27 protein-coding genes and 1 pseudogene are annotated in these 26,480 nt (G+C 73.3%); 14 read left to right on the forward strand and 14 right to left on the reverse strand.

Annotation, left to right across the window (positions count from 1 at the left end):
- The first annotated feature begins 90 nt into the window (after positions 1-90).
- From ACIP98_RS14300 to ACIP98_RS14315, 4 genes are all read left to right on the forward strand, one after another.
- Positions 91-2,469: a SpoIIE family protein phosphatase gene (locus ACIP98_RS14300; protein WP_401975978.1), complete on the forward strand. Its 2,379-nt coding sequence runs from the start codon at positions 91-93 to the stop codon at positions 2,467-2,469.
- Positions 2,470-2,608: 139 nt separating this feature from the next.
- Positions 2,609-2,905 carry a hypothetical protein gene (locus ACIP98_RS14305; RefSeq protein WP_319657615.1) on the forward strand — a complete coding sequence of 99 codons (297 nt, stop codon included), beginning with the start codon at positions 2,609-2,611 and terminating at the stop codon, positions 2,903-2,905.
- Between the two features lie 130 nt (positions 2,906-3,035).
- Entirely contained in the window at positions 3,036-3,557 is a 522-nt protein-coding gene (locus ACIP98_RS14310) for a hypothetical protein (protein WP_401975915.1), read from the forward strand.
- 85 nt (positions 3,558-3,642) lie between these two features.
- Positions 3,643-4,161: an HAD domain-containing protein gene (locus ACIP98_RS14315; RefSeq protein ID WP_401975917.1), complete on the forward strand. Its 519-nt coding sequence runs from the start codon at positions 3,643-3,645 to the stop codon at positions 4,159-4,161.
- A gap of 142 nt (positions 4,162-4,303) precedes the next feature.
- On the opposite strand, the gene ACIP98_RS14320 is transcribed toward ACIP98_RS14315, so the two are convergent.
- The 7 genes and pseudogenes from ACIP98_RS14320 to ACIP98_RS14350 form a co-directional block, all read right to left on the reverse strand.
- Positions 4,304-4,525 (reverse strand): ferredoxin, encoded by a 222-nt coding sequence (locus ACIP98_RS14320; RefSeq protein ID WP_319657612.1) that lies wholly within the window; start codon positions 4,523-4,525, stop codon positions 4,304-4,306.
- 49 nt (positions 4,526-4,574) lie between these two features.
- A complete protein-coding gene (locus ACIP98_RS14325) occupies positions 4,575-5,786 on the reverse strand; it encodes a cytochrome P450 (protein WP_319657611.1) in 1,212 nt (403 codons plus the stop codon).
- A gap of 57 nt (positions 5,787-5,843) precedes the next feature.
- On the reverse strand, positions 5,844-6,539 hold the full coding sequence (locus ACIP98_RS14330; RefSeq protein WP_401975921.1) for a TetR/AcrR family transcriptional regulator: 696 nt from the start codon (positions 6,537-6,539) through the stop codon (positions 5,844-5,846).
- Between the two features lie 856 nt (positions 6,540-7,395).
- Positions 7,396-8,889, reverse strand: coding sequence for an IMP dehydrogenase (locus ACIP98_RS14335; protein ID WP_319657609.1), 1,494 nt, complete (start codon positions 8,887-8,889; stop codon positions 7,396-7,398).
- A 478-nt stretch (positions 8,890-9,367) separates the two neighbouring features.
- A pseudogene (locus ACIP98_RS14340) lies at positions 9,368-9,706 on the reverse strand (TetR-like C-terminal domain-containing protein); the annotation flags it as partial.
- A 28-nt stretch (positions 9,707-9,734) separates the two neighbouring features.
- On the reverse strand, positions 9,735-10,067 hold the full coding sequence (locus tag ACIP98_RS14345; protein ID WP_401975924.1) for a hypothetical protein: 333 nt from the start codon (positions 10,065-10,067) through the stop codon (positions 9,735-9,737).
- A 95-nt stretch (positions 10,068-10,162) separates the two neighbouring features.
- Entirely contained in the window at positions 10,163-10,807 is a 645-nt protein-coding gene (locus ACIP98_RS14350; RefSeq protein ID WP_319657607.1) for a dihydrofolate reductase family protein, read from the reverse strand.
- Positions 10,808-11,374: 567 nt separating this feature from the next.
- On the opposite strand from ACIP98_RS14350, the gene ACIP98_RS14355 reads away from it, so the two are divergent.
- Together ACIP98_RS14355 and ACIP98_RS14360 are read left to right on the forward strand one after the other, a co-directional pair.
- On the forward strand, positions 11,375-11,755 hold the full coding sequence (locus ACIP98_RS14355) for a hypothetical protein (RefSeq protein ID WP_319657606.1): 381 nt from the start codon (positions 11,375-11,377) through the stop codon (positions 11,753-11,755).
- 474 nt (positions 11,756-12,229) lie between these two features.
- Positions 12,230-13,852 (forward strand): flavin monoamine oxidase family protein, encoded by a 1,623-nt coding sequence (locus ACIP98_RS14360; RefSeq protein ID WP_401975927.1) that lies wholly within the window; start codon positions 12,230-12,232, stop codon positions 13,850-13,852.
- Between the two features lie 54 nt (positions 13,853-13,906).
- Here the strand turns inward: ACIP98_RS14360 and ACIP98_RS14365 are convergent, their stop codons facing one another.
- Entirely contained in the window at positions 13,907-15,655 is a 1,749-nt protein-coding gene (locus ACIP98_RS14365) for a SpoIIE family protein phosphatase (protein ID WP_401975930.1), read from the reverse strand.
- A gap of 402 nt (positions 15,656-16,057) precedes the next feature.
- Here ACIP98_RS14365 and ACIP98_RS14370 point away from each other — a divergent pair, with 402 nt between their 5' ends.
- Positions 16,058-16,666, forward strand: coding sequence for an HD domain-containing protein (locus tag ACIP98_RS14370; RefSeq protein ID WP_401975933.1), 609 nt, complete (start codon positions 16,058-16,060; stop codon positions 16,664-16,666).
- 7 nt (positions 16,667-16,673) lie between these two features.
- Here ACIP98_RS14370 and ACIP98_RS14375 read toward each other — a convergent pair whose 3' ends face one another.
- Together ACIP98_RS14375 and ACIP98_RS14380 are read right to left on the reverse strand one after the other, a co-directional pair.
- Positions 16,674-17,420 (reverse strand): SDR family oxidoreductase, encoded by a 747-nt coding sequence (locus ACIP98_RS14375; RefSeq protein ID WP_401975936.1) that lies wholly within the window; start codon positions 17,418-17,420, stop codon positions 16,674-16,676.
- Positions 17,421-17,556: 136 nt separating this feature from the next.
- Positions 17,557-17,856: a hypothetical protein gene (locus ACIP98_RS14380; RefSeq protein ID WP_401975938.1), complete on the reverse strand. Its 300-nt coding sequence runs from the start codon at positions 17,854-17,856 to the stop codon at positions 17,557-17,559.
- Between the two features lie 285 nt (positions 17,857-18,141).
- On the opposite strand from ACIP98_RS14380, the gene ACIP98_RS14385 reads away from it, so the two are divergent.
- The 5 genes from ACIP98_RS14385 (at position 18,142) to ACIP98_RS14405 (ending at position 21,212) form a co-directional block, all read left to right on the forward strand.
- Complete coding sequence (locus tag ACIP98_RS14385; protein ID WP_319657599.1) at positions 18,142-18,972, forward strand: helix-turn-helix transcriptional regulator; 831 nt, start codon at positions 18,142-18,144, stop codon at positions 18,970-18,972.
- Between the two features lie 35 nt (positions 18,973-19,007).
- Positions 19,008-19,601, forward strand: a complete 594-nt coding sequence (locus ACIP98_RS14390) for a DinB family protein (RefSeq protein WP_319657598.1) — start codon at positions 19,008-19,010, stop codon at positions 19,599-19,601.
- 84 nt (positions 19,602-19,685) lie between these two features.
- Positions 19,686-20,078, forward strand: a complete 393-nt coding sequence (locus ACIP98_RS14395) for a hypothetical protein (RefSeq protein WP_319657597.1) — start codon at positions 19,686-19,688, stop codon at positions 20,076-20,078.
- Between the two features lie 217 nt (positions 20,079-20,295).
- The gene (locus ACIP98_RS14400) at positions 20,296-20,487 is read left to right on the forward strand and encodes a HEAT repeat domain-containing protein (RefSeq protein ID WP_319657596.1); all 192 of its coding nucleotides are present in this window, start codon (positions 20,296-20,298) and stop codon (positions 20,485-20,487) included.
- Positions 20,488-20,591: 104 nt separating this feature from the next.
- Entirely contained in the window at positions 20,592-21,212 is a 621-nt protein-coding gene (locus ACIP98_RS14405) for a hypothetical protein (RefSeq protein WP_319657595.1), read from the forward strand.
- Here ACIP98_RS14405 and ACIP98_RS14410 read toward each other — a convergent pair.
- The 4 genes from ACIP98_RS14410 to ACIP98_RS14425 all read right to left on the reverse strand — a co-directional run bounded on the left by ACIP98_RS14410 (position 21,202) and on the right by ACIP98_RS14425 (position 25,139).
- Complete coding sequence (locus ACIP98_RS14410) at positions 21,202-21,945, reverse strand: hypothetical protein (protein ID WP_319657594.1); 744 nt, start codon at positions 21,943-21,945, stop codon at positions 21,202-21,204. The genes ACIP98_RS14405 and ACIP98_RS14410 overlap by 11 nt on opposite strands.
- 113 nt (positions 21,946-22,058) lie before the next feature.
- On the reverse strand, positions 22,059-22,823 hold the full coding sequence (locus ACIP98_RS14415; RefSeq protein ID WP_319657593.1) for a MerR family transcriptional regulator: 765 nt from the start codon (positions 22,821-22,823) through the stop codon (positions 22,059-22,061).
- 98 nt (positions 22,824-22,921) lie between these two features.
- Positions 22,922-24,508, reverse strand: a complete 1,587-nt coding sequence (locus tag ACIP98_RS14420) for an aldehyde dehydrogenase (NADP(+)) (protein ID WP_401975942.1) — start codon at positions 24,506-24,508, stop codon at positions 22,922-22,924.
- Positions 24,501-25,139: an isochorismatase family cysteine hydrolase gene (locus ACIP98_RS14425; RefSeq protein WP_319657591.1), complete on the reverse strand. Its 639-nt coding sequence runs from the start codon at positions 25,137-25,139 to the stop codon at positions 24,501-24,503. The genes ACIP98_RS14420 and ACIP98_RS14425 overlap by 8 nt, the downstream gene beginning before the upstream one ends.
- Positions 25,140-25,313: 174 nt before the next feature.
- Here ACIP98_RS14425 and ACIP98_RS14430 point away from each other — a divergent pair, with 174 nt between their 5' ends.
- Entirely contained in the window at positions 25,314-25,784 is a 471-nt protein-coding gene (locus ACIP98_RS14430) for a lipocalin-like domain-containing protein (RefSeq protein ID WP_401975943.1), read from the forward strand.
- Positions 25,785-25,867: 83 nt separating this feature from the next.
- A complete protein-coding gene (locus ACIP98_RS14435) occupies positions 25,868-26,452 on the forward strand; it encodes a TetR/AcrR family transcriptional regulator (protein WP_319657589.1) in 585 nt (194 codons plus the stop codon).
- Positions 26,453-26,480: the final 28 nt, after the last annotated feature.

The following is a 26,480-nucleotide window of genomic DNA, read 5'->3' on the forward strand; positions in this document are numbered from 1 at the left end:
GTCCGCACCGTCCGAGGGACCCCCGCCGCCGTGACCGCCCCCGACACCCCGGAGCCGGCCCGCCAGGACCCACCGACCACGCCGCCGAGCATGCCGCCGGACGCGACACCGTCCGCGGCCGCCGCCGGGCGGCTCGCCGTCACCGTGGAGCGCCTGCGGCAGCAACTCCAGGAGGCGCAGGCCGAGGCCGACGGCCGCGCCCTGGTCGAACTGGCCAAAGGAGTGCTCGTGGCACGGCTGGGCTGCGGCCCCGCCGAGGCGGCCCGGCAACTGGCCCGGCTCGCCGACGCGGCAGGCGTCTCACGCCTGGAGCTGGCGGCGGAGGTGGTCAACGACGCGGCGCACGACGGCATCACCGACGCCGTCGGCGACGTCGCGGCGCGCGATCCGGACGCGGACGCGGCGGACAGCGGCGGGTCCCCGCCCGGGGTCCGCCTGCGCACCGCGGAGAGCGGCGCCCTGGCCGCCACGGACAGCCAGACCGTCGCGGCATCACTGCTGGAGCACGCCCTGGCGCCGCTCGGCGCCTGCGCGGTGGCGATCTGGGCGGCCGGACCCGACGCCTCCCTCACGCTGGCCGGCCACGCCGGCTACACCGAGGCCGAGGCGCGGCGCTGGCGGTATGTGCCGCCCACCGTGGCGACCGTCGCCCGGCGGGCCGTGGACGAGCGCGGGGCGCGCTCCTTCCCCGCATCCTCCGCTGCCCCGGTTGACCGGGCTGCCGCGGCTGCCCCGGCTCCGGAAGGGGACGTGCCCTCGATCCGGCCGGAGTGCGGCGCGGGCGGCCGCATCGCGGTGCCCGCGGGCGCGGGCGGGCGTGTCGACGTCGTCCTGGAGATCTGCTGGCCGGAGCAGCCGCCCGCACTGTCCCCGGCGTTGCTGCGCCAGCTCGACGGCCTGGCCGAACTCTGCGTCCACACCCTGGTCGCCGCCCCTGCGGCGCAGGGCCCGCTGCCCGTCGACGAACTCATCGACATCTGCGACGCCATCCACGACCCCGCGCTGGTCCTGACGCCGCTCACCGGCGCCGACGGCCGCGTGACCGACTTCCGCATCCGTCACACCAACGGGCACTTCGTGGACCCCGCCGGACGCCCCCGAGGCGCCGTCACCGGAGCGACCCTCCTGGAGGCCTACCCCTCCGCCGCGGGCGACGGACACCTCTTCGACAAGGCCGTGCGGGTCCACGCGACCGGCGAACCCTTCCACGCCGAGCAGATGGCCTTCGGCTCGCTCGTCGAGCACGTCGCGCTGACCGTCGTCGCCGAGGTCGGCATCAGCCGGCACGGCCCGCACCTGCTGCTGATCTGGCGTGTCGAGGACGAGACGGCCCGGCTGGCCGGCCTTCTGCAGCACGCCCAGCGCCTCGGCGGGCTGGGCGGCTTCGAGGAGAACGTGCGCACCGGCGACATCACCTGGAACAGCGAGCTGTTCGCCCTCTACGGCAGGAACGAGCACTCCGCCCCGGTGCCCCTGGAGGATCTGCGCCTGCACGCGCACGCCGACGACTCCGCGGCCATCGGCCGCTTCCTGCGCACCGTCTCGCGCCACCACCGGCCCGCCTCCGTGGCCTTCCGGCTGCGGCGCCCCGACGGGGTCACCCGGCACATCCGCGTCGTCGCCGAACCGGTGCTGGACGCCGACGGCCGGCTGCTCGCCGTACGCGGGGCCTACCAGGACGTCTCCTCCCAGCACTGGACGGAGGTGGCGCTCGCCGCGACACAGGACCGGCTCGCCCACTCCGAGGAGCAGGCCGCCGAACGCGACCGGCTGGCCCTGCAGTTGCAGCACGCCATCATGCCCCCCACACACGGGCCGCTGGACGCCCCCGGCCTGGAGGTGGCCGTGCGGTACCGGCCGGCGGAGACGGAGTCCCTGGTCGGAGGGGACTGGTACGACGCCGTCGTGCTGCCGTCGGGCCACGTCCTGCTGTGCGTCGGCGATGTGGCGGGGCACGGGATCGAGGCCGCGACGAGCATGGTCGTCCTGCGCAACGCCCTGCGCGGGCTCGCCGTCACCGGCGCGGATCCCGGGCAGCTGCTGTCCTGGCTCAACGTCGTGGCGTACCACCTGACCGACCGCCTCACGGCCACCGTCGTCTGCGGCCTCTACCTCCCCGCGACGCGCACCCTCCGCTGGGCGAGGGCCGGCCACCTTCCTCCGGCCCTGTTGCGGGGGGAGGAGGCGACCACCCTGCCGCCGGGGCAGGGCATGCTGCTCGGCGCGGTTCCCGAGACCGCGTACGAGGAACAGGAGGTCGGCCTGCGGCCCGGGGACACGCTGCTGATGTACACCGACGGCCTGGTCGAGCGCCGGGACAGTTCCATGACCGACTCGGTGGCCCACCTGTTGGCGACCGCTCGCGACGCCGCCCCGTCCTCCCTGGAGCACCGCCTCGACCGGCTCCTCGCCGGCAGTCGCTCCGACACCGACGACGACGCCTGCGTCATCGGCATCCGTGTGATCTGACGGGCCGTCCGGCGTGCCATCCGGTCGGCACGGAGGCCGTGTCGGACATAACAGCATGAAGTCGGACACGTTAATGTCGCCGCCGGATCGCGGTCCGCCGCCCGGCCGGCGGACGGCAACGAGGAGTCAGGAGCCCCCCATGGTCAGCCCGCACCAGCCCCACGACAGCCACGAGCACGTCCACGGCGAGAACTGCGGCCACGTCGCCTTCCCGCACGGCGACCACACCGACTACGCCCACGACGGGCACGTCCACCGCTCCCACGAGGACCACGTCGACGAGTGCGACGCGACCGCCCACGTCGTGCACGGGGAACACGCCCACCAGCACGGCGAAGACTGCGGCCACGCCGCCGTACGGCACGGCGACCACACGGACTTCGTCCACGACGGCCACCGCCACGCGGCCCACGAGGGGCACTGGGACGACCACTGACCGCCTCCTCCACCGCGGTGACGTCCCGTCACCGCCCGGCCGGTGCAGGTAGTGATGCGCACAGGGTGTACAGATGACGGTGCCGCCCGAGCCGGGCGGCACCCATCACGCAGAGGACACGCGAACACCCGTGCACGGACGTCTCCGACCCGCCGCCACCGCCGTGGCGGCCCTCCTCCTGGCCGCCCCGCTGAGCGCGTGCGCCGGTACTCCCTCGGGATCCGGCGCCCCGGTCTCCTCCGGTCCGGTGGCCGCCCGTGGCGGCTCCGGCGAAACCGCGAAGGCACCGGACGACACCGTCGCCGGCGTACTCGGCACCTACCGCCACGACCCCCCGAAGACGGTCCCCGCGACGCGGCCCCGCATGGCCGACGCGTGCACCGACCGCACACGCCGCGTGCGGCACACGTCCTCCCGTCACTCCGGCAAGCGCACGACCACCCGGAGCCGGTACACCACGGAGCACTACCAGGACTGCCGCAAGGTGCGGCGCGGCACCGAGACGTACCAGCGCGTCGTGCGCGCCGAGCGCTGGTGCGTACGCCTCGACGACGTCTGGTACCGGGTGGACGCGGCCACGTACGACACCGCCACGAACACCGACAGGGGCGACCGGCTCACCATCACCCCACTCGGGACCGGGTGCTCATGACGGGCTGACGGGCTGACCGGCGACGGGCCGACGGGCGACGGGCCGACGGGCGGACAGGCCGGGGAGCCACCGCTACCCTGCCCGGATGCCCCGCCCGCTGCTCTTCCTCGACATCGACGGACCCCTGATCCCCTTCGGCTCCCCGGCCGGCCGGCCCGCGTTCCCCGCGGTACGTCCGTCCCCGGGGCGGCTCGCGAACCCGCTGCTGGACCGGATCGATCCCGCGCTCGGCCCGACGTTGGCGGCGCTGCCCTGCGAACTGGTCTGGGCGACGTCCTGGACGGCAGAGGACGCCAACGCATCGGTGGCACCCCGACTCGGCCTCCCGGCCCTGCCGGCGGTGACCTGGCCGGAACCTTCCGCGGACGACGCGCGCGACGAGCGGGCGGGCCTGCACTGGAAGACGCGGACGCTGCTGCGCCGAGCGGCCGGGCGCCCCTTCGCCTGGGTCGACGACGAGACCACCGGCGCCGACCGCGACTGGGTCGCCGCCCAGGGCGCACTCGCCCTGCTGCACCGCGTCGACCCGCGGCAGGGCCTCGCGGAACGGGACTTCGCGGTGCTGGCCGCCTGGCTGTCAGGAGCGGCGCCGTCGATCCCATGAGCGCTCGGACCGAGGGCGGTCATGTGATCGACGGCCCCAGCGGTTCGGGCACGTCGCCGCCCCCGTGTCGGCCTCGCGCCCGGCCCGGTCGTCGTCGTGCCGGCAGTCTCCCGTACGCCGGCCAGGGGGACAGCGTGAGCCGCTACTCCTCGGGCGCGACGACCTCGCCCGTGCCGGCGTCCCGGATCATGATCGCCTCGACGGGGCAGGACTCGGCCGCGTCGACGAGGACATCCGCCGGTTCGGCCTGCGCGTGCCGGGGGTGCGAGACCCCGTTGCGGAGCTCGAAGTGCTCGGGGGCGATGCCGGCGCAGGCGCCGGTGCCCATGCAGGTGTGTTCGTCCACGTTGATCTGCCAGGTCATGGTGGTGTCCTCGGTCGGTACGGGGTGAGGGCGGCGGGATGGGGGCGGGTCAGGGACCGTCCCAGGTGACGGGCATGCGCTCCGGACCGCGCAGGGCCACGCCCGACTTCCACACGACGGACTCCTCCCCGTCCGCGAACCGCAGACCCGGCAGCCGCCCCAGCAGGGACGTCAGGGCCACCTGCAGTTCCATCCGGGCCAGTTGGGCGCCGAGGCAATGGTGGGGCCCGTGCCCGAAGCCGACGTGCGAGGCCTCCTCGCGCCGGAGGTCGAGCCGGTCGGGGTCGGTGTACACCGACGGGTCGCGGTTGGCGGCGGCCGCGGCGGCCACGACCGCTTCCCCGGCCCGCACGGTGCCGCCGCTCAACTCGACGTCCTCCGTCGCGTAACGCGGCATGCCGGCGCCGTTGCCCAGGGGGACGAACCGCATCAGCTCGTCGACGGCCTGCGGCACCAGGCCGGGATCCGCGCGCAGCGCCTCCAGTTCCCGGGGGTGGGTCAGGAGGGTGTAGACGAAGTTGGGGATCTGCGTGGCCGTCGTCTCGTGGCCCGCGACGAGCAGCGCGATGGCCAGGACCACCAACTCCTGCTCCGAGAGCCGGTCCTCCTCGTCCCGGGCCGCGACGAGCGAGCTGAGCAGGTCGTCCGCGGGTGCGGGCGCGCCGCGGCGCTGGTCGATCAGACCGGCCATGTACTCCACGAGCTGCCGCGTGCAGTCCTCGACCTGCTCGGCGGTGAACTTGGTCGTGGACAGCAGCGCGTCCGACCACCTCCGGAACGCGGCGCGGTCCTCGTAGGGCACCCCCAGCAGTTCGCAGATGACGGTGACCGGCAGCGGCAGGGCGAAGTCCGCCACGAGGTCGGCCGGAGCGCCCTTGGCGACCATCGCGTCGAGGAGCCCGGCGGCGATCTGCTCGGTGCGGGGCCGCAGCTGTTCGATGCGGCGAGCGGTGAACGCCTTCGCGACGACCCGGCGCACCCGGGTGTGGTCGGGAGGGTCGAGCTCCAGGATGCTGCCGGGGAGACCCCGGCCGGGCCGCAGACGAGGTTCGTCGCGGCGGGCGGCCTCGGCCCGGCTGAACCGCGGATCACCGAGGACGGTCTTGACGTCCTCGTACCGCGTGACGAGCCAGGCGGTCTCGCCGTAGGGAAAGCGCACCCGGCACATCGGCTCGTTGTCGCGCAGTTCGGCGAACACCGGGTCCACGGTCAGCCGGTCGGCTGCGGTGAAGGGGAAGGTCCTCGGTTCGGTGACGGCCATGGAGACTCCTGCGGAGGCGGTACGGCTGAGGGGTTCGGCGGGCGTGCTGCGGCGCCCTCACGGCGGCCCGGGCGGCGGGTGCAGCGCGGGCCCGAGCAGGTGGCAGAGGTCGTCGGCGAGCAGGTCCAGCGGGTCGGCGGTGCGCAGCGGCAGACCGCCCGCGATCCATGTGGTCAGGAACGACCCCGTCTGGAGGGCGGCCATCAGCGCCCGCTGCCGGGCTTCCTCGGGGGAGACGCCCCGCCAGCGCCGGGCGTCGTGCGTCAGCAGATCCACGTAGCGTTCGTGCGCGGCCACGTAGCGGTCCCGGACGCTGCTGTCGTCACCGGCCGCCGACGGCGTGGCGGCGAAGAGCACCCGGATCGTCGGGGCCAGCGTCCGCCAGTCCGCCGCCGCGCGGTCCAGCCACGCGCGGACGGCGCCACGGGTCCACTCCGGGACGGCGGCGAGATCCGCGTACAGCGCGTCGGCGACGTCGTACACCCGGTCGGACAGCGCGGCGATGATCGCGGCCTTGCCGCCGAAGTGCGCGTACACCGTGGCCCTGGTGACGCCGCTCGCCGCGGCGATGTCCTCCATCGTGGCGTGCACGAACGACGTCCTGCCGAAGACGGCGACCGCCCCGTCCAGCACCCGGTTGCGGGTGAGGTCCCGCTGCTGCTGGCGCAGGCTCGCCCGTGGTCCGCGGCCGGCCGGACGCGCTGTGTCCAGGGCGGTCGTGGACCGGGCGGCGGCCTGCTTGCGGCGCTCCATGGGACAAGCCTACAAAATGCCGCAAGTCTTGACATTTTGTGCAGCTCCGATCGAGGACCACTCCGAGGGCCCGCTGCCCAAGGCCTCGCCGAGCGCGACGGCAGGCGCCGGGACTGCGAGCCGCGCCGCGCGTCCGCCGGACGTGACCCAGGCGGTCGGCCACGCCTTCCAGGGCCCCCGGGCAGGCCTCCGACGCGGGCGCCGCCGCGCGATCCACCGGGCCGCGCTGCCCATGGCCCGTCCGCTCCTCCCGCAGCTGGGGCGCGGCGGACGACCCCCGAGGCCTACGTCTACGGCCGTCGTCAAGGCCTTCCGCCTCGACATGCCGTGCTGCGGACGCCTCCCCGGGCGCCGGGCTCTCCCGCGTGAGCAACAGCGCCCGTCGTGCCGGGCATGGGGATCCCCGCTCGCGCGGCCACGAGCGGCGCGCTCCCCTGGTCCGCACCCGGGATGACCGGGCGGCCCTCTCGGCCGCCCTGGGAGGTGGCCGCCGCCGCTCGGATCGCCACCGGTGCCGGTGCGGGTGCCGGTGCCGGTGCGAGCGAGCCGTCGACGCCTGCGGCGCCGATTCGCGGGTCCGCGGCCGTGGTACTCGCCCAGTGCGAGCCGGCGTGTGCCCGGCGGGATACGCCGACTCCGGGTCCGCACTCCGCGTCCTCCGTCTCGACCGCCCGACGAACGGGCGTCCAAGTGTTCTCCGGGCACCACGACCGGATTGAGCCCGCACCTGTCCGGTGACGCAATGCGGTTCGTCCGCACGTCCCGTCGCCGGCAGCAGGCCTGGCGGCCCCGTGCGCAACCGGCTTCGCGCCCCGTGTCCCGACCCCGGTGGGGGTCGGGACACGGAGCGGCCAGTTCACTCCGCGGAGTCTATGGCGGGCCTGCGCAACTGCACCTCGGCGCCGTTCTGCTTGAACGACTCCGCGGAGACCGGAACGATCACCGCGTCGCGGTGGAAGTCCCGCAGGTTCGTCGACCCACAACTGATCATCGTGGAGATGAGCTTGGCCCGGGTCCGCTCCACGTTGTCGTACAGGCTCCCGGCGTAGGGCACGTAGCCGTCGACGCCCTCCTCGAAGGCCATCCGGCCGCGCTGACCGTAGCGGGCCTCGTTCTGCGCGCGCAGCGAACCCTCACCCCAGTACTCCTTGTACCACTGACCGCCGATCTGGATCTTCCGCGACGGGCTCTCGTCGAGCCGGGCGAAGTAGCGGCCGAGCATGATGAAGTCCGCACCCATCGCCAGCGCCATCGCCATGTGCGAGTCGTTGAGCAGACCCCCGTCGCAGCACAACGGCACGTACACGCCGGTCTCCTGGGCATAGGCGTCGCGCGCCTCGACCACATCGAGCAGCGCGGAGGCCTGCCCTCGGCCGATGCCCTTCTGCGCCCGGGTGGTGCAGATGGCCCCGCCGCCGATCCCGATCTTCACGAACGCCGCGCCCGCGTCGGCCAGATAGCGGAAGGCCCGGCCGTCGACGACATTCCCCGCACCGACGAGAACGTCGTCGCCGTACGCGTCCCGGGCGAATTCGAGGGTCCTGGCCTGGTACACGGAGTAGCCGTCGGAGGAGTCCAGACACAGCACGTCCGCACCGGCCTCCACCAGTGCCGGGATACGGTCCTTGAAGTCACGGGAATTGAGGCCGGCGCCCACACGCAGACGCTTGTCGGCGTCGACACTCGCACGGTGGTACGTCTTGTGGGCCTGATAGTCGCTCCTGAGGACCAGGGAGGCGAGCCGCCCGTCCTCCAGCACCGGCAGAACGTCCACGTGGTGGCGCCAGATCAGCTCGTTCGCCTCGGACAGCGACACCGAGGCCGGCGCGGTGACCAGCCCGTCCCGGGCCCGCATCCGGTTGCCGGCGGCCTCCGACGCGCCGTGACGTTCCAGATGGAAGTCGTCGAGGCCGATGATCCCCAGGAACTCGCCGTCCGGGTCCCCGCTCTCCGTGACCACGGCCACGCCCTGCTCGGTGCCCGCCAGTTGCCGGGCCACCTCACCGAGCGGCGTCTGCGGAGCCACGGTGACGTCGCCGGTCCGGAAACCGGCCTTGTGCCGCTTCACCTTCAGCACGTCCGCGGCCTGGTCCTCGATCCGCTGGTTCTGGTGGATGAACGCCAGGCCGCCGACCTGCGCCAGCGCCACCGCCAGCGTCGGGGACGACACCGCCTGCATGATGGCGCTCACCATCGGGGTGGCCACCCGGATCCCCGGTTCCTCACCGACCCGGTGGCGCACCAGGGGCGCCCCGAGATCGACCGCGTCGGGGGTGCAGTCCTCCGTGGTCAGGCCCGGAATGAGCAGGAACTCACTCAGCGTGCGGGAGATCTCGGGGAGAATTTTCATGTCGTCTCCAACAAGAGGCCTGCGCCCGGTCGATGACGGATCGGCGAGGCTCGTACGGGCAGTGCGATCGACGCCGGCCGGTCGCGCACTGTCGGAAGAACACGCTCTGACATCCTCAGAGCGGGCGCTCCCGGCGGAGCGGTGCTCGCACGCGCGGCCGCATCGGCAACGAACACGCAGGCCCGAGTCCGCGCGGTGCTGCACAGGCGCTGACTTCCATCACGCCATGAGGCACCGTATCGCATCGCGCGTCAGGCGTTTCCCCAGCTCGGCCTGGCGCGTTGAGGTGGGGCCCGGGGATCGCGGGGGGCGGGGCCTCCCCGGCCCTCGTACGGCGCCGCGCCGCGAGGTCGGGGCGACCGGCGCCGTGCTGATCGGTGCGCACGGGTGGGCGTCCGCGTGGCCGCCCACCGGCTGGGACGTCCCGCTCTGCCGGGTTCCAGTGACGACCTGATGCCCCTTTACTTTCCGCCGTGGCGCGCAGGCCCCGGTCGGTGAAGGTGATCAGCCACTCGAAGCTCTCGTCGATGTCGGCGCTCCACTGGAAGCTGTTGGACGCCTGCAACGTCGCGAAGCCGTGGAAGAGGCTGCGGAGCATGCGCAGGGCGTGGTCCACGTCGGGCTCCGCGATGTCGTAGCCGCGCAGGACCGCTCTGAACGGGCCGAGCGACCGCTGACCCGCGCCGGCCGGCGGATCGTCCGGGCCGGCCGGTTCCAGGCCGATCGTCGCGCCGTACCGGCCGGGATGTTCCAGGACGAAGGCGCGGAAGGAGCGCGCCGCGGCCGCCAGGGCGTCGCGGCCCGCGTACCCGAGGATGAGAGCGGTGGGCACGCCCGCAGGACGATCAGCGAACCGCGCCGGTTCCCGCCGCCCGGCGCCGGCGCCGGGCGGCCGCGCCGACACCGGCCCCGGCGCACAGGACCGTCAGTCCCAGGAAGAGGACGATGGACGGATTCACGAAGCCGGGCACCATGTCGTACGACGCGTTGCACTTCTGCGTGAGCGGGAAGATCTGCTCGCTGCCGAGGGCGTAGTCCGGGTCGTAACGCTGGTGGTGGATCAGCGTGCAGGACTCCTCCATGTCCAGCGCGACCATGTGCCAGGCGCCGTATCCCCAGGTCAGAGTTGCGAGGAGGAGGGATATCCCCGCCGCGACGGCCCAGTTGCGGGTCTTCACCGTTTCCTCCGTCCCGCTTGCCCCAGGTTCTCGACCCCTGACCCTTCCACGACCCGGCACGGGTGGACAACCGCGTTCGGCCCGGTCCCGCGGCCTCAGTCGTCGTGCCCGAGCCCGCGATCGGGTGCGCTCATGTCTCCTGTTCCCGGCGTACCGCCGGCGAGCCCGTAGCGCAGGTACACGGTGCCCTTCCCGCCGGCCACCGGCGGTTCGAGGAGTGTGATGTTCGTGGGCACCACGCCACCGTCGAACACCTTCTTGCCGACGCCGAGCATGATCGGGTGCACCCACAGGTCGAGACGGTCGAAGAGCTTCTCGCGCAGGAGGGTCTGCACCAGGTTCAGGCTTCCGACGACCTTCACGTGCTCGTGCCGGTCACGGATCGCGCGCACCTCGGATGCCAGATCCGGGCCGATCCGCGTGGACCCGGCCCAGGACAGGTCGGGCCTGCCGCGGGACGCCACGTACTTCGGGACGCTGTTGAAGAGCGTGGCGATCCCGCTGTCCTCGCCGTCCTTCTGGTGCGGCCAGTACGCGGCGAAGATGTCGTACGTCCGCCGGCCGAGCAGGAGGGCGTCCGTGCCCTCGTACGCGGCACCGACCTGCGCCCCGGCGACCTCGTCCATCAGCGGCGCCTGCCAGCCCCCGAACGGGAAGCCGACCGGGTCCTCGTCGGGGCCGCCGGGCGCCTGCCCGACGAGGTCGAGGGTCGTGAACAGTTCGATGTGGATGAGTCCCATGCCGTGCTCCCGGTGCATTGGTTGTTCCGCTCGGCAGGTAGACCTGTGAGCGCGGTGGGACTCATCGCCGCGACGGCATCCGGCTCCGGGCGTCGGCCGAATCCCCGGTGCGCCGGGGCCGTGGTCAGGGATAGCGTCCGCGGGTGACCCGTCGAACCCCGTCGCGCCCCCTGAACGTCGAAGCACTGTTTCCGGAGGTCGTCCCCTTCCGCAGGGACGCCGTGCGGCTGCATCCGCGTGCGGGCGAGCCGACATGCCGCGACAGTTCGGTGGGCGGTCCGCTGCTGTGGCCGGCGCGGGAGTCCTGGCCCCAGTGCTCCGAGCATCCGGGGTCGCCGATGGTGCCGGTCGTCCAGGTCCACCGCCGCGACGTACCGGACATCGTGCCCTTCCCGGACGGGTGCGATCTCCTCCAGGTGCTCTGGTGTCCGCGGCGTCACGAGCACCAGTGGGTCGTCCCGCTGGTCTGCCGGGGCGGTGGGGGAGGCGGTGCGGCAAGCGCCGCCGCCACCGACGGAGGCCGCGTACGGGCGCGTGCCGCGGCCGTGTGTCGTGCATCCGGAGCGGGTGGCGGAGTACCCGAGTTGGGATCTGCCGGACGAGCTCTGGGAAGCCCTGGACGCACGCTTCGAACAGGTCGGGAAAGAGACGGGCTGGGAGTACCAGGACCACCTGTCCACCGCGCCGGGCATCAAGCTGGGCGGCTACCCCGGCTGGTGCCAGGATCCGCGGTGGCCGGACTGCCGGGACTGCGGGACGCCTATGGATCACCTGCTGACGGTGGAGAGCGCGGAGGAGTCCGATTCCCGGCAGGCGTGGACTCCGGTCGAGGACCGCGGTGTCCGATCGGAGGGGCCCGGCCTGGTGCTCGGCGACCTGGGCGGCGTGTACTTCTTCGAGTGCCGTACGTGCCCCGGGCTCCCGTTCGCCCACCGCTTCGACGCCTGAGGTCCCGGACGTCGCTTCCTGTGGCGGTTCTGTGTCCGCGTCAGGCGGCGAAGCTTCCGGGACGCTGTTCACGTGGATCGCGCGTCCCGGGTGGTCGGAGCCTTCGAGCGGACCGCCGAAGGGATACGGCCGCGCGTCCGCGAGACGGGCTTCGATGCCGTGGCGACGTTCTACCTGTGGCACGACGAGCAGGCCGGCCCCCTGAGCGACCGAGCCGGGCCTGATCGCCTGGTCGGATCTCGAAGAGGTGCCCAAGGTGCCCGAGGTGCCGGAGCCGGCCGTGCCCGTGCTCCGTGTGGGTTTGCCACGTCGGACCGGTTCGTCCCGCCTCAACTCGTGCCACGGCAAGGCGTTTTCCGCCCGTTCACACGCGCACGGCCGCCGAAATCGCCCCGTGACGCCTCGGCCACGACGCCCGTAACAGGCTGCCTCAAAGATCGGCATGCACACCGGCAGATCGAGAGAGGGCGACTCATGACGCAGGGGCAGCCAACAGGACTCGACCGCAGGGGATTTCTGCGTGCCGTCGGCATCACCGGCGGGGCGGGCGCGATGTTCGCCACCATGGGCGCGATGGGGCTGGCGCCCACCGCGGAGGCGGCGGGCCGCGGCACCGACTTCAGGGCGCCGCGCGCCTCCGACTTCCACCTCACCGGACGTTCCGCGGGCAAGGTAGTCGTCCTGGGCGGGGGACTGGCCGGTCTGACGACCGCGTACGAGCTGGGCAAGGCCGGGTACGACTGTACGATCCTCGAGCCGCGCGACCGGCCCGGCGGGCGGAACTACACGGTGCGCGGCGGGGACTCCCACACCGACCTCGACGGCCGTACCCAGACGGCGCGCTTCTCCGAGGGCCAGTACCTCAACGCCGGCCCGGCCCGGCTGGCCCAGTGGATGATCACCCTCGACTACTGCCGTGAACTCGGCGTTCCCATCGAGGTCTTCACCAACGCCAATGCCGACGCGTACATCTACCACGAGTCGGCCGGCATGCAGTCGGGCCGGCCGGTGCGCTACCGCACCGCCAAGGCGGACACCTACGGATACGTCAGCGAACTGCTCGCCAAGGCCACCGATCAGGGCGCGCTCGACAAGGAGCTCACCGCCGACGACAAGGAGCGGCTGCTGTCCTTCCTGGAGGGCTTCGGCGAGATCGGCGGCCGGAGCGAGGGCTGGGCGTACGCCGGGGGCGCCAACCGCGGCTACACCACCTGGCCCGGCGCCGCCGGCACTCCCGGAGCCCTGCTCGGCGACCTGCCCAGCGCCTCGGACGTCTTCGCTTCCGGCGTCGGACGGCACTTCGCCTTCGAGTTCGAGTTCGACCAGGCGATGCTGATGTTCCAGCCGGTGGGAGGCATGGACCAGATACCCGAGGCCTTCGCCCGGGCCATCGGATCGCACCGGTTCCGGTACGGGTGCCAGGCCACCTCGCTCGTGCAGTCGGCGAAGGGCGTGACCGTCGGCTACACGGACCCGCACGGCCGCCCGCGGCAAGTGGAGGCGGACTACTGCGTCGCGGCCATGCCGCCGCACCTGCTCGCCAAGCTGCCGCACAACCTCGGCCCCGACGTGCAGACCGCGCTCACCACGATCCGCCCCTCCTCGGCCGGCAAGATCGGCCTGGAGTACCGCAGCAGGTGGTGGGAGACCGATCACCGGATCTACGGCGGCATCACCGAGACCGATCTGGACCTCTCCCACATCTGGTACCCGTCCTACGGCCACCACGGCAGACGCGGCGTCATCGTCGGCTACTACAACACCGGTGCCAATGCCGACGCCTACGCGGCCCTTGCCCCCGCCGAGCGCGAGGCCCGTGCCGTCCTGCAGGGGGTGAAGATCCATGGTGAGAAGTACCGGACCGAACTGGCCAGTTCCTTCTCCATCGCATGGAAGCGCGTGCGCCACCTGGAGGGTGCCTGGCACAGCATCCCCGGCGGCCCGGACGCCGCCGTCTACAAGCCGCTCAACGAGCCCGCCGGGCGGGTGCTGTTCGCCGGCGACTGGCTGTCCTACATGGACGCCTGGCAGCACGGCGCCATCCTCTCGGCACGCAAGGCCGTGACGGCGCTCCACAGCCGGGCCCTGAAGGCCTGACGCTCCGACGTCCGCGGTGCGGGGGCGCCTCGATCGCCCTCGCACCACGCCCGGTCATCGGGCCGCGTCGGGCGTGCGGACGGCGAGGAAGGCGACGTCGTCGTCGTTGTCCGCGGGGCGGACCTGTTCCAGGAGCGTGTCGCTGAAGGAGTCCAGAGGACGGCGGGCCAGCGCGGCGGCGTGTTTGCCGAGCAGGTCCAGACCGTGGTCCAGCGAATGGCTGGGGGATTCGATGAGTCCGTCGGTGTAGAGCATCAGCGTGGACCGGGGCGGCAGTGTGACGACGGCGTCGAGGCGCGGCTTGGTGCTGCCGGTGCCGAGGAGGATGCCGTGCGCGTCGGTGAGGTAGCGGGTCCGGCCGTCGTGGGTGATCAGCAGGGGCGGCGGGTGGCCCGCATTCGTCCAGTGCAGCCGCCACAGTCCGTCCTCGCAGGTCAGCCGGGCGAGCAGCAGCGTGGCCATGGGGACCTCGGCGATGTGCATGACGGCCTGGTCGAGCTGGGTGACGACGCCGCTGGGGCTCTCCGGTCGCGACCAGGCGAAAGCACGCAGCATGTTGCGCAGCTGTGCCATGCCGCCGGCGGCCTCCAGGTCGTGACCGACGACGTCGCCGATGGCCAGGGCCGTCGCCCCGTCGGCGAGCGGGAACGCGTCGTACCAGTCGCCACCGACCTGCGAGGCGTCCGGAGCGGGCACGTAGCGCGCCTTCATCTCCAGCCCCGGCACGGTCGGCATCTGCGGCAGCAGATGGCGCTGCATGGTCTCGGCCACCTTGCGCTGCCGCTGGTACAGGCGGGCATTGTCCAGGGCCAGACCGGCCCGGCGGGTCAGGTCCTCCAGCAGGGGGAGGTCGGCCGCGGTGAAGGCGTCCGGTCGCAGTGAGCGCCCCAGCGTCAGGGCGCCGAGCACGTCCCGGAGCCCGCGGACGGGCGCGATGGCCGCCGAGTGCATGCCCGTCGCGGTGAACAGCCGCTGCTGCTCGACCGCGATACCGGAATCCGGCGGGCCCTGGTAGGTCGAGGGGCCCGCCAGGGCCGACGCGACGCCGCGCAGCGCGCGCGACAGCGGCATCGGCGATTCCTGCGGGACGGGCGGCATGGGCCCCTGCAGATCGGTGCGCTCGATGAGCACGCCGTTGTCGTGCTGCACGACCAGTGCGCGCCGCACCTCGTCGCCCTCCGTCAGCAGGTCCACGACGGCCCAGTCCGCGAGGCGGGGCACGGTGAGCGCCGCCAGCCGTCGCAGGGCCTCGTCGACGTCGAGGGTCGAGGTGAGCCCGGTGGTCGTCTCCGCCAGCAGCGTGAGGCGATCGAGTTCGGACAGCGGCGGGTGTGCGGTCCCGGCGCCGGGTGGCATGGTGGCCGGCTGCCGCACCTCGTGCAGCAGGACCAGCGCCCCGGTGGTCCCCGGCGTGAGCGCGCAGGGCGTGATGAGCCAGGACAACCCGAGCAGCGTGCCGTCGCCGCGGGCGAACCACCCCAGGTCGCTCTGCGCGGTGGTCTCGGTGAGGAGCGCTTCCCTCATCCGGCAGCGGGAGCGGGGAAGGGGATGCCCGTCGCTGTCCCGGTGCAGCAGGTCGTGGGCGTCCTGGCCGGCGAGTTCCTCCGCGGACGTTCGGAACAACCGCCGGGCCCCGGCGTTGGCCGCGACGATCCGCCCCTCGTCGTCGACCACGAGGGCGGACGCCCGGACGCTCTCCAGGTCGAGGGCCGGGGCGGCGCCCGGCGCCGTGGCCGGGGTACCGCCTGGCGTGTGCGGCCCGATCACGGGCGGGACATCTGGCGGGGATGCTGCGGCTGCCATGCCCTTCCTCGGTCCGGTCGCAAATCCGTGTCGTACCTGCCTCACCAGCATCACACGCGCCCGCACGGCGGGCCCACCGCGAACGGCGATTTCCCGCCACCCGCGAGGTCCGGTGATCCCGGTCGCAGGACCGACTCCGACCGCACCGGCGCCCGTTGGCCCGGCTGCCCGGCCGGTCACGGGCCCGCCGGGCTCACGACCGGCCGGCGGGTAGACAGGCCCGGTCGTCACATGGGCGGCCGCCCGGAGGGCGGGCCCCGCGGGCCGCTGATGAATGCCCCAGGTGCGGTGGATTGCCCGGCGGAGAGTCGTCCTTGCAGGGGGCCACCCGGACGGTTCGGCGACTCCCCCGGGCCGACGGCCGGGGGAGGGAAGGCGACGACAGGGCCTAGGCTTCCGGGAATGCCGATCCCCACCACGGCGCGGATCCGTGCGCTGCACGAGAAGTACGCGCCCAGCGCCGAAGCCTTCGACCTGGTGTTCACGCACTGCGAGATCGTGTGGAGCATCGCCGAACAGCTGATGCCCGCGTCGGGCGTCGGTGCCGTCGACGAGGAGCTGGTGCGCGCGGGATGCCTCCTGCACGACATCGGCGTCTACCGGCTCTTCGACGACGGCGGCGGTCTGGACCACGCGAAATACGTGCGCCACGGCCTCCTCGGCCACGAACTCCTCGCCGCCGAGGGCTTTTCCGAGGCGCTGTGCCGGTTCTGCTCCTGCCACACCGGCGTCGGCCTCACCGCGGCCGACGTGCTGCGACAGGGTCTGCCGCTGCCCCCGGCCGACTACGTGCCGGTGACGCGCGAGGAGAGGCTGGTGATGTACGCGGACAAGTTCCACACCAAGGCGTCGCCGCCGCGCTTCCTCTCCTTCCCCGCCTACGCGGAACAGGCCGGCCGGTTCGGTGAGGACAAGGTCGCCGCCTTCCACGCCCTGCGCGCCGAGTTCGGCGAACCCGATCTCGGCGCGCTCGCGTCGGCCCACGGAGACACCTGTGTGGAGCAGAGTTGATGATCCGTCAGTTCTGCACGGTGGGACGTACGACGATCTCGTTGACGTCGACCCCGGCCGGCTGGGCGATCGCGTAACCGACGGCCTCCGCGACGGCGGACGCCGGGAGGCCGATCATCTCCGTGGCGGCCCGGGCCGCGCCCTGTGCCTCGGGGTCACCACCGGTGAGGGTGAGTTCGGAACGGGTGAAGCCGGGGCTGACGACCGTGACGCGGATGTCGGAGTTCTCCTGCCGCAACCCTTCCGACAGGGCCCGTACCGCGTACTTCGTCGCGCAGTACACGGCGGCGGTCGCGTCCACGCGGAGCGCGGCGGTCGAGGCGACGGTGATGACGTGCCCCGACCGGGCCTCGCGCATGGAGGGCAGGACGGCGGCGACGCCGTGCAGCACACCGCGCAGGTTGACGTCGATCATCCGGTCCCACTCGTCGACGCGCAGGGCCGCGACGGGGGAGAGGGCCATCACGCCCGCGTTGTTCACGAGGACGTCCACGCGTCCGTGACGGGTGAGCGCGCCGGTGACGAAGGCGTTGACGCTGTCCGCGTCGGTGACGTCCAGTTCCGTGTACTCGGCGCTGTGGCCGGCGGCGGTCAGCTCCGCGACCAGCCGGGCCAGGCGGTCCACACGCCGGGCACCGAGGACGACGTGGTGGCCGGCCGCGGCCAGATGGCGGGCGGTGGCCTCGCCGATGCCGCTGGACGCGCCGGTCACCAGGACGGTCTTGGGGCGAGGGGAAGGGGTGGGGTGCTGCACGACGGTCTCCGAACGGATGGAAGGAAAGGGAGGCAAGGCAGGAAGGAAGCGAGGAAGAAGGAAGACGGGGGGCGGACCGGGGCCGGCCCGCCGGGGCCGCGGTCCGTCGACCGGCTGACCGTCCGATCGGCGGCGCTCAGGTCGTGTGCGCCACCCGGGCCACCTGCCAGTCGACGGTCCGCTGGTCGATGGTGGCGTGGACGGGGGAGCCGCCCATCTCCGTGGTGATCCCGCGGGCCGAGGCCATCGCCTGCCCGGTGGTGTCCCAGGCCACGATGTCGACGACGGTGCCGTCCTCGCGGACCGCGACGGTCCGCCCCCGGAACCCCGGCCGGCGGGCCAGGTAGGCGTCGATGTCCTGACCGGCGGCCACGAAGTCGGCGGCCGTGCGGCCGGGCGCCGGGGCGAAGGTCGTGATCTCCAGTACGTGGTCCAAGGCGGAGGTCCTTTCGGGGAGGGGGTGGGTGCGGCGGGTGCGGACGCGGCGCCGCCCCGTCATGCTCGGCCCGCGGGAGCGACGCGGGAAGGCCGTGCCGGGCCGGGTGCGGGGTACCTGGGTGCGGCACACCCAGGACCACGGCGGCCTGCACCGGACGCCGTCGCCCCGGCAGACTGGAACATCGCCGGCGCCCGCCGCGCCCTTCCGCCGAGGAGAGCCATGGACCCGTACGCCCCGGCCCGTCCCCCGGCCGTTGATCGCGGCGGCGGTAGCATGAGCCGTATGCCCGATCCGTCCGACAACGACCTGGGCGCCTTTCTGCGGGCCGCGCGGTCCCGTCTGGAGCCGTCCGACGTGGGCCTGCCGGCCGGCGGCGGACGCCGCCGGGTCGCCGGACTGCGCCGCGAGGAGGTCGCCGTCCTGACGGGCGTGAGCGCGGACTACTACACACGTCTGGAGCAGGGCCGTGAACGCCGCCCCTCCGCCCAGGTGATCGAGGCCCTCGGGCGTGCCCTGCGGCTGAACCCGGACGCCCGCGGCCACCTCTTCCTTCTCGCCGGGCTCGTTCCCGGCCATCCCGCCGACCGCACCCGGCACCGGGTCCACCCGGACCTGCTGCGCCTGCTCGACTCCTTTCCCTCGGCCGCCGCCTACGTGCTGGGCCCCGCCTTCGACGTCCTGGCCGCGAACACGCTCGCCCGCGCACTCCTGGCCCCCTTCGGGGCGGAGACCAACATGCCCAGGATCCTGTTCACCCACCCCGCGGCCCGCACGGTGTTCGTGGAATGGCCGCTGGTCGCCGGAGCGACCGTGCACGCGCTGCGCCTGAACGCCGCCCGCTTCCCGCACGACGCCGACATCGGCGACCTCGTCTCGGAACTCCTCGTCCGCTCCGAGGAGTTCGCGGCGCTGTGGAACGACCAGATGGCCGCGGGCCTCACCCGTGCCTACAAGGTGTTCGTCCATCCCGACGCGGGCCGCGTGGAACTCACCTACCAGACCTTCGACGTCCGCGACGCCCCGGGCCAGCAACTGCTCGTCGGGAGCCCCGAACCGGGCAGCCGCAGTGCGCAGGCCCTCGCGTACCTCGCCTCCATGACCGGCGCCGACTGACCGGCGCGGCGGCGCGGGAACGGCAGACTGGTGCGATGACCACGTCGGATCCCAAGGCTGACCTCCGCCTGTACCTGCAACTCGCCCGTGACGCCCTGCTGTGGAAGCTGGAAGGGCTCTCCGAGTACGACATCCGCAGGCCGCTGACACCGACCGGCACCAATCTCCTCGGCCTGGTCAAGCACGTGACCGCCATCGAGCGGGGCTATCTCGGCGACACCTTCGGGCGGCCGTCCGGCGGGCCCGCGCCGTGGCTGGAGGAGGACGCCGAGGCCAACGCGGACATGTGGGCCGGCGCCGACGAGTCCCGTGAGCGGATCGTCGAGGGCTACCGCCGGGCGTGGGCGCACGCCGACGCCACCGTGGACGCGCTGGCCCTGGACGCGACCGGCAGGGTGCCGTGGTGGCCGCCGGGCCGCGACGAGGTGACGCTGCTCCACGTCCTGGTGCGGGTGATCGCCGACACCCACCGGCACGCCGGGCACGCCGACATCGTCCGGGAACTCATCGACGGCGCCGTGGGAATGAACGAGGGCAACGACAGCATGGCCCAGGGCGACGAGCAGTGGTGGCGGGACCACCGCGCCCGGCTGGAGCGGATCGCCCGGCAGGCATCGGGCACGGCGTAGCCGGTGCACGGGCGCGGGCCGTCGCCCGGTTCCGGCGGCGCCCCGCACCGTGGTCGTCGTGCGCGGCGCACTGCCCTGCCCGGCATGGCGATGTTCGTGCATCTGACCTCGGCGGCGTACGCGCCCCGCATCCGCCGGTCCGGGATCCGCGCGAGCGGCGGCGGCCGGGGTGGTGCGCGCGGGGTCCACTGCTTCCCGGTGCTGACCTCCTGCACCCTCGCCCATCAATGGCTGCGGGGACCGGCCCGGTTCGGGACCCGGGGAGGAATGGAGGCCGTCCACGTCCGCCTGCCCGACGACCAGCCGGTGCTCGTCGGGCACTCCGCGGACCGGGCGCGGGGTGCGGAGGACTCCGTCACCGCGGTGGAGGCGGTGCGGCGGGTCGCCGCGCTGCCGGACCCGCGGGGCTGGAGGTGTTCGTGCCGCGGGCGGTCCACCCGCGCGAAGTGCACCGCACGCGCACCGCGCCCCAGGTGACGGGCCGGCGCTACCGGCCCGGCGCGCACGGGACACGCCCCTGCACCTGTTCCGGCTGCCGGGTGCGCGGCGAGTACGGGTCGCGGCACCTGCCGGAACGGCTCCGCATCCGCTGGACGGCCCGGCGCCGCCGGTCCCTGTCCTGCCGGCCCGGGTCGCGGCGGCCGGAGACCCCGGTGACCCGGTCGTCCTCCGGGAAGCGCTGCACTGGTTCGGGATGCGCCGGCGGGGTCCGCTCGCCCAGGTGCGCCGACTTGCCGCGCACCCCGACCCCGGTGTGCGGCAGGACCTGGTGCGGGCGGTCGCCCACTGGACCACCCCCGGGGTCGCCGAGCTGCTGGGCGCTCTCGCGGACGACCCGGACCCGGAGGTCCGCGAGGCCGTGGAGGGGGTCACGGACGACGATTGAGCCGCGGACGGCTCCCGTCCCGGTCGAGGGCCGGGTGCGGAACGTCCACGGCCCCCGCCCGGTTCCGGTGGCGTACGCCACCGTTCGGTGCCTTACTGGATGACATGCGTGTCACCTGCCCCCTGTTCCTCGTCCGCCGCACGTACGGATCGTGCGGGCGGCAGGGCGCGGCCGCGGTCCCGGCCGCCGTCGGGCTCCTGCGCGGCGTGCTGCGGGGAGCGGCCGCGGGGGCCGCCGGGTGCACGGCCCTGGACACGGTCGGCTACCTGGACATGGTCGTACGGGGCCGGGGCGCCAGCAGCACCCCTGCGGTGACGGTCGAGCGGCTCTCGCAGGTGGTGCACGTCCCGGTCCCCGGGACGCCCGACGTCCGGGAGAACCGCATCGCCGGCCTGGGCCCGCTCACCGGTATCGCCGCAGGCGTCGGAATGGGCGCCACGCTGGGACTGGCCACCGCCGCCGGCTGGCGGCCGGGCACCGCCGTACTCACCGCGACGGCGGGAGTCCTGTGCCTGATCGGCACCAACGGCCCCATGACCGTGCTGCGCGTGACCGACCCCCGCACCTGGTCCGCGTCGGACTGGGCCGCCGACATCGTCCCGCACGTCGCGTACGCACTGGTCGCCACCGCGGTCCTCAAGGGCCTTGCTCCCGCCGCCCGTCCCGCCGCGGCGCACGGCCCGCGACGGTGGTGCGAAGCCGTACGCCTGCGGTTCACGCCTTGAGGATGTTCACCGACCGGGCGACCACCAGGGCCAGGGTCAGCAGCGACACGATCGACTGAAAAGCCATCAGCAGCTTGGCCCAACGGGTCATCGGCATCGTGTCGGTGGGGCTGAAGGCGGTCGCGTCGGTGAACGACACGTACAGGTAGTCGGCGAAGGCCGGCTCCCACTCGTGGTGCACCGGATCCGGGCTCTGCATCTGCGGGAAGAGGAAGTCCGGGGTGTCGCTGGCTCCCGCGGCACGGGCGACCGGTCCGCCGCGGTCCCACTCCCAGTACCACAGCGCGAAGACGATGATGTTGGTGATCCAGATGGACGCCGCGCCCAGCAGCAGCGCTTGCGCGTCGCTCTCCTCGGTCCCGCGCACCAGGTGCTGGATCAGCCGCACCGCCGACCAGCCGTTGGCCACGCTGACCGCGCAGGCCAGGGACAGCCCCCCGGCACGCAGGAGCGGGCCCATCTCCCGGGCGCGGGACGGGGTGGCCGGCAACAGGGCCACCAGCAGCAGGAGCTCGAGCCCGGGCAGGAGCCACCGCGGATGGATGGCCAGGCGGTCCGGCAGCACCAACTGGAGGACGATGGCGACCAGTACGGCAACCGACACCGCCCCCCGCCCCTCCACTCGCGTGCGGCGGCGCCAGGCCGGCTCGCCGGCGGTCCCCTCCGGGGCATTCGTGAGCAGTTCCTCGATCCGCGCCAGCCGCTCGTGCACGGCCCTCAACTCATCGTTCACGGAGCCAGTGTGGGCCCGTCACGACGGAAAGCCGCGGCGGACACCCCTGGAGCCGGCGGACGCCCGCGACGTGCGACGACGTGCGACGACGTGCGGACACGCGGCATCGCCGTTCAGTGCGCCCGCCGGGCCCGCTCCAGGTAGCCGACCAGCCCGGCCATCCGCTCCGCGGACCAGGGCAGCCCCCGGCCGAGGTCGGTGCCGTGGTCCTGCCACATCCGCCGCGCGGCCTCCTCGGTGCCCTGCCCGCCGGTGTGGAAGGCGGACCCCAGCTCGTCCCATTCCCTGACGAGCCGCCGCACCCCAGGGTCGTCCAGCGCGGTGCCGGCGTCGACGTGGGCGAGCAGTTCCTCGACGAGGCCGGACCACCGGGTCCGCGCCGCGTCGACGGCCTGCGGGCCGAGCTCCGCCCGGCGCCGCGCCAGTTGGTCCTGCTGCTCCTGCGTGAAGTACCCGTCCAGCACAGAGATCATCTCCAAGGTCGTCATGAACTGGTCCGGATCGGGAATCGACTCCCCGTCGAACTGCCGCAGAAGGCCGCGGACCTGCTGGGTGATCCGGCCGATCCGCTCGCCCTGCCGTCGCAGCTCCTCCAACTGGGCGCCCAGCACCGCGCGCATCGCCGGGAGGTCGTCCGGCGCGCCGTCCACCACGTCCCCGATCTCCTCCAGGGACAGGCCCAACGTCCGCAGCGCCCTTACGCGGTACAGGCGGTGCAGGTCGCCCTCGGTGTAGCGGCGGTGCCCCGAGGCGGTGCGCTCGCTCGCCCGCACCAGGCCGATCTCGTCGTAGTGGTGCAGCGTCCGCACGGTGACGCCGCCGGCCCTGGCCAGCTCGCCGATGCTCCACCGGAGTCCGGTGGTGTCGTTCCCGATCACGTCCGCAACGCTACGACCTCCCGCCACGGGAGGGGCAAGCCCTCGGGACACGACCGCGGGGCCCTCCCGGAGGAGGGCCCCGCCGCAGGGTCGTGGGGTCAGCCGCGGGCCAGTTGCCCGTCGGTCAGCCGCCACAGGCCCAGGGGGTTGCCGGCGCCCAGCGCCTCGGGCAGCAGGGCGTCCGGGAAGCCCTGGTAGGTGACCGGCCGCAGGAAGCGGTCGATCGCGGTCATGCCGACCGAGGTGAAGCGGCTGTCGGTCGTGGCCGGGAACGGGCCGCCGTGGACGGTGGCGTGAGCGACCTCCTGCGGATGGGCGAAGGCGTTCACGACGATCCGGCCGGTGCGCCGCTCGAGGACCGGCAGCAGGCGCGCGGCGGCCGCGTGGTCGGGCTCGTCGATGTGCATCGCCGCCGAGAGCTGGCCGCGCAGGCTCCGGGCCACCTCCAGGAGCTGGTCCATGCCCGTCAGCCGGACCACCAGCGCCGACGGCCCGAAGACCTCGTCGGCCAGACCGGATTCGGCGAGGAAGCGGTCGCCGTCGACCTCGAGCAACTGGGAGCGGCCCTCCCAGGCGCCCTGCGGCTCCGGGCCCTCCACCAGCGTCGTGGCACCGGCGTCGCGCAGCCGCCGGCCGCCCCGCTCGTAGGCGTCGTGGATGCCCGGCGTCAGCATGGTGCGCGCGTGCATCGCGCCCACGCGCGCGACGGCGGCGTCGCGCATCGCGGCGTAGCCCGGGCCGTCGATCGCGAGCAGGAGGGCCGGCTTCAGGCACGCCTGGCCGACGTTGACGAGCATGCGCTCGGCGAAGCCGTCGCCGACCTCGGCGCCGCGGGCGGCGAGTGCCGACGGCAGGACGAAGGTCGGGTTGACGCTGGTCATCTCCGCGAAGACCGGGATCGGTTCGGGGCGCAGCTGGGCCCGCCGGTACAGCGCCATGCCGCCGGCCTCGGAGCCGGTGAAGGTGACCGCCTTGATCAGCGGGTGGTCCACCAGGGCCTCACCGATCTCGTTGCCCGCGCCGCGGACCATGGAGAAGACGCCTTCGTGCAGTCCGCTGTCGGCGACGGCGCCGCGGATGGCACGGGCCTGGATCTCGGAGGAGCCCGGGTGCGCGTTGTGGGCCTTGAGGATCACCGGGGCGCCCGCGGCCAGCGCGGAGGCGGTGTCACCGCCGGCGACGGAGTACGAGATGGGGAAGTTGCTCGCGCCGAAGACGGCGACCGGGCCGATCGCGATCTTCTGCATGCGGTGGTCCGCGCGCGGCCGCGGCTGCCGGTCGGGCTGCGCCGGGTCGACCGTGGCGTGCCGGAAGCGGCCCTGCCGCACGACCTCGGCGAACTGCCGGAACTGCCCGGCGGCCTTGGTCGCCTCCGCGGAGAGCTGCGCGGCGGGCAGGCCGGTCTCCAGTGCGGTCCGCCCGGCCAGTTCGGCGTTGACGGCGTCCAGCCGGTCCGCGATCAGCTCCAGGAACGCGGCGCGCTCGCGCAGGCCGGTGCGGTTGTAGCTGTCGAAGGCCTCGTCGGCCAGCCGCGCGGCACGGTCCACCTCCGCCGCGCCGCCGAGCGCGAAGGGGGGCTCGATCTCACGGCCTGTCGCGGGGTTCAGCGCCCGCATCGTCGCGCCGGTCGCCGGCACGGAGGACGAGCCGATCAGCATGTCTCCGGTCAGTGCCATGTCAGCCATGTCGGTGGGCTCCGTCCTCGAGGGCCAGGACCAGGTCCTGGGTGGTGGTGATGGAGTGGGCGAACGTGGGGCCGTTCAGCTCGTGGGCGGCGTGCATCATCTCCGGCAGGAAGGCCGCGGTGGCGTCGCGGACGAGGGTGACGTGGTAGCCGAGTTCCATGGCGTAGCGGCCCGTGGACTCGATGCAGGTGTTGGCGAGCAGGCCGATCACGACGACATGGGTGATACCGCGCTGCTTGAGCCGGAAGTCCAGATCGGTGTTGGCGAAGCCGCTCTGCGCCCAGTGCTCCTGGACGACGACGTCACCTTCCGCGGGCCGGAAGTCAGGGTGGAACTCCCCGCCCCAGGTCCCCAGCGCGAAGGTGCGGCGTTCCTGCACGATCCGCTGGGTGGGGTTGGGGTGGTCCCAGTCCTCGTAGTCGCCCTCCTGCCAGCGGCGGTGCGGGACGAAGAAGACCGGAAGCTCCGCCCGGCGGCCGGCGGCGACGACGGCGCGGAGGTTGTCCAGCAGGCCGACCTCGGTGGCCACGGGTTCCAGGAGGGGCCAGACCTTGCCGCCGTCGGCGAGGAAGTCGTTGTAGGGGTCGACGAGGAGGACGGCGGTGCGGGTGGGGGCGTACGGGGTGGTCATGGGCGTGACTCCAAAATTGTGGAGGATCTCTGTCATCCACAGTCAGGATTACTCGCGTCATCCAGATCGTCAAGCTCGGGGTGCCGGGAGCGGAATTCTGTATGATGTCCATCATCCACATTGCACCCGAGTCGCCCGAGGGCCGAGCGGGTCGGCCGACCGAGGAGGAACGACATGAATCCCGAGGAACTGCGCAAGGCCCTGATCGGCGCATGGCGCCTGGTGTCCTACAAGGCGACCGCGGTCGACGGCGGCGACGTCGTCGAGCCCTTCGGGTCCCGGCCCCAAGGGCTGATCGTGTACACCCCCAGCGGTCACATGTCGGCCCAGATCATGCGTCCGGGCCGCCCCGCCTTTCGCGAGGGGCGCCTGGAGAGGGGCCGGCCCGAGGAGCTGTCGGCGGCGGCCCTCGGCTACCTGGCCTACGGGGGGACCTATGACGTGCCCGAGGACGATGTCGTGGTCCATCACGTGGAGCTCAGTCTCTTCCCCAACTGGGTGGGCGTCCCCCAGGTCAGGGCCGTCGGCTGGGAGGGTCCGAGGCTCCGTCTGGCGCTGCGTGAGCCCGCTCCCATCTGGGGTGCGCGGCGCGACGGCGTCCTCGTCTGGGAGCGCGTGCCGGGCAGCGGCGGCGCCCCTGCCTGAGCCCCGGCCCGCACCCGGGGTGTATGATGCCCATCATCCACGCTTGACCGGTGCAGCCTGAACGACATACGGGAGGTCTTCAGATGGGTCACTCCCAGGCAGCCAAGGCGGAATCGCGCGAGCGCGTCCTCCGGATCGCCGCCCGTCGTATCCGCGAGGAGGGCATGACCGCCCCGGGTGTCGCGGACCTGATGAAAGAGGCAGGTCTCACCCACGGCGGGTTCTACAAGCACTTCGCGTCCCGCGACGAACTGATGGTCCAGGCCGCGACCCTGGCCCTGGAGGACGGCGAGGCCAAAATGGCCGATGCCGCGCGCCGCGACCCCGAGGAGCCGCGCACCGGCCTGATCGACGCCTATCTCAGCACCCGCCACCGTGACGCCCCCGGTACAGGCTGCGCCCTGGTGACCCTCGGCGCCGCGGCGGGCCGCGGCGTGGTGGAGATGAAGGAGGCGTACGAGAAGCAGGTGCACGGCTACCTGGAGCTGATCGGCGAGGCCGCGCAGGGCGACGACCCCGAGGAGACCCGGGCCGACGCGATGCTCACGCTGAGCGCCATGGTCGGCGCCATCCTGATGTCGCGGGCGGTCGCGGACCCGCAGTTCTCCGACGAACTCCTGAGGACGGTCGCGGAGCGGCTCAAGCACCCGGCCGCGACGGCGGTCTGACCGACCCGGGCATCCCGCCCGGGCCGGG

The organism is Streptomyces sp. NPDC088354 (genome assembly GCF_044753585.1).
GTDB lineage: Bacteria > Actinomycetota > Actinomycetes > Streptomycetales > Streptomycetaceae > Actinacidiphila.

What these genes read in the sequence shown, in the direction of transcription:
- ACIP98_RS14330 (WP_401975921.1), bottom strand. Translation starts at nt 6,539, where the DNA reads ATGGAGCGCCGCAAGCAGGCCGCCGCCCGGTCCACGACCGCCCTGGAC.
- ACIP98_RS14430 (WP_401975943.1), top strand. Translation starts at nt 25,314, where the DNA reads ATGAATCCCGAGGAACTGCGCAAGGCCCTGATCGGCGCATGGCGCCTG.
- ACIP98_RS14370 (WP_401975933.1), top strand. Translation starts at nt 16,058, where the DNA reads ATGCCGATCCCCACCACGGCGCGGATCCGTGCGCTGCACGAGAAGTAC.
- ACIP98_RS14300 (WP_401975978.1), top strand. Translation starts at nt 91, where the DNA reads ATGCCGCCGGACGCGACACCGTCCGCGGCCGCCGCCGGGCGGCTCGCC.
- ACIP98_RS14365 (WP_401975930.1), bottom strand. Translation starts at nt 15,655, where the DNA reads ATGGCAGCCGCAGCATCCCCGCCAGATGTCCCGCCCGTGATCGGGCCG.
- ACIP98_RS14405 (WP_319657595.1), top strand. Translation starts at nt 20,592, where the DNA reads ATGCGTGTCACCTGCCCCCTGTTCCTCGTCCGCCGCACGTACGGATCG.
- ACIP98_RS14350 (WP_319657607.1), bottom strand. Translation starts at nt 10,807, where the DNA reads ATGGGACTCATCCACATCGAACTGTTCACGACCCTCGACCTCGTCGGG.
- ACIP98_RS14305 (WP_319657615.1), top strand. Translation starts at nt 2,609, where the DNA reads ATGGTCAGCCCGCACCAGCCCCACGACAGCCACGAGCACGTCCACGGC.
- ACIP98_RS14395 (WP_319657597.1), top strand. Translation starts at nt 19,686, where the DNA reads ATGGCGATGTTCGTGCATCTGACCTCGGCGGCGTACGCGCCCCGCATC.
- ACIP98_RS14360 (WP_401975927.1), top strand. Translation starts at nt 12,230, where the DNA reads ATGACGCAGGGGCAGCCAACAGGACTCGACCGCAGGGGATTTCTGCGT.
- ACIP98_RS14325 (WP_319657611.1), bottom strand. Translation starts at nt 5,786, where the DNA reads ATGGCCGTCACCGAACCGAGGACCTTCCCCTTCACCGCAGCCGACCGG.
- ACIP98_RS14420 (WP_401975942.1), bottom strand. Translation starts at nt 24,508, where the DNA reads ATGGCTGACATGGCACTGACCGGAGACATGCTGATCGGCTCGTCCTCC.
- ACIP98_RS14400 (WP_319657596.1), top strand. Translation starts at nt 20,296, where the DNA reads ATGCGCCGGCGGGGTCCGCTCGCCCAGGTGCGCCGACTTGCCGCGCAC.
- ACIP98_RS14425 (WP_319657591.1), bottom strand. Translation starts at nt 25,139, where the DNA reads ATGACCACCCCGTACGCCCCCACCCGCACCGCCGTCCTCCTCGTCGAC.
- ACIP98_RS14435 (WP_319657589.1), top strand. Translation starts at nt 25,868, where the DNA reads ATGGGTCACTCCCAGGCAGCCAAGGCGGAATCGCGCGAGCGCGTCCTC.
- ACIP98_RS14390 (WP_319657598.1), top strand. Translation starts at nt 19,008, where the DNA reads ATGACCACGTCGGATCCCAAGGCTGACCTCCGCCTGTACCTGCAACTC.
- ACIP98_RS14335 (WP_319657609.1), bottom strand. Translation starts at nt 8,889, where the DNA reads ATGAAAATTCTCCCCGAGATCTCCCGCACGCTGAGTGAGTTCCTGCTC.
- ACIP98_RS14315 (WP_401975917.1), top strand. Translation starts at nt 3,643, where the DNA reads ATGCCCCGCCCGCTGCTCTTCCTCGACATCGACGGACCCCTGATCCCC.
- ACIP98_RS14385 (WP_319657599.1), top strand. Translation starts at nt 18,142, where the DNA reads ATGCCCGATCCGTCCGACAACGACCTGGGCGCCTTTCTGCGGGCCGCG.
- ACIP98_RS14320 (WP_319657612.1), bottom strand. Translation starts at nt 4,525, where the DNA reads ATGACCTGGCAGATCAACGTGGACGAACACACCTGCATGGGCACCGGC.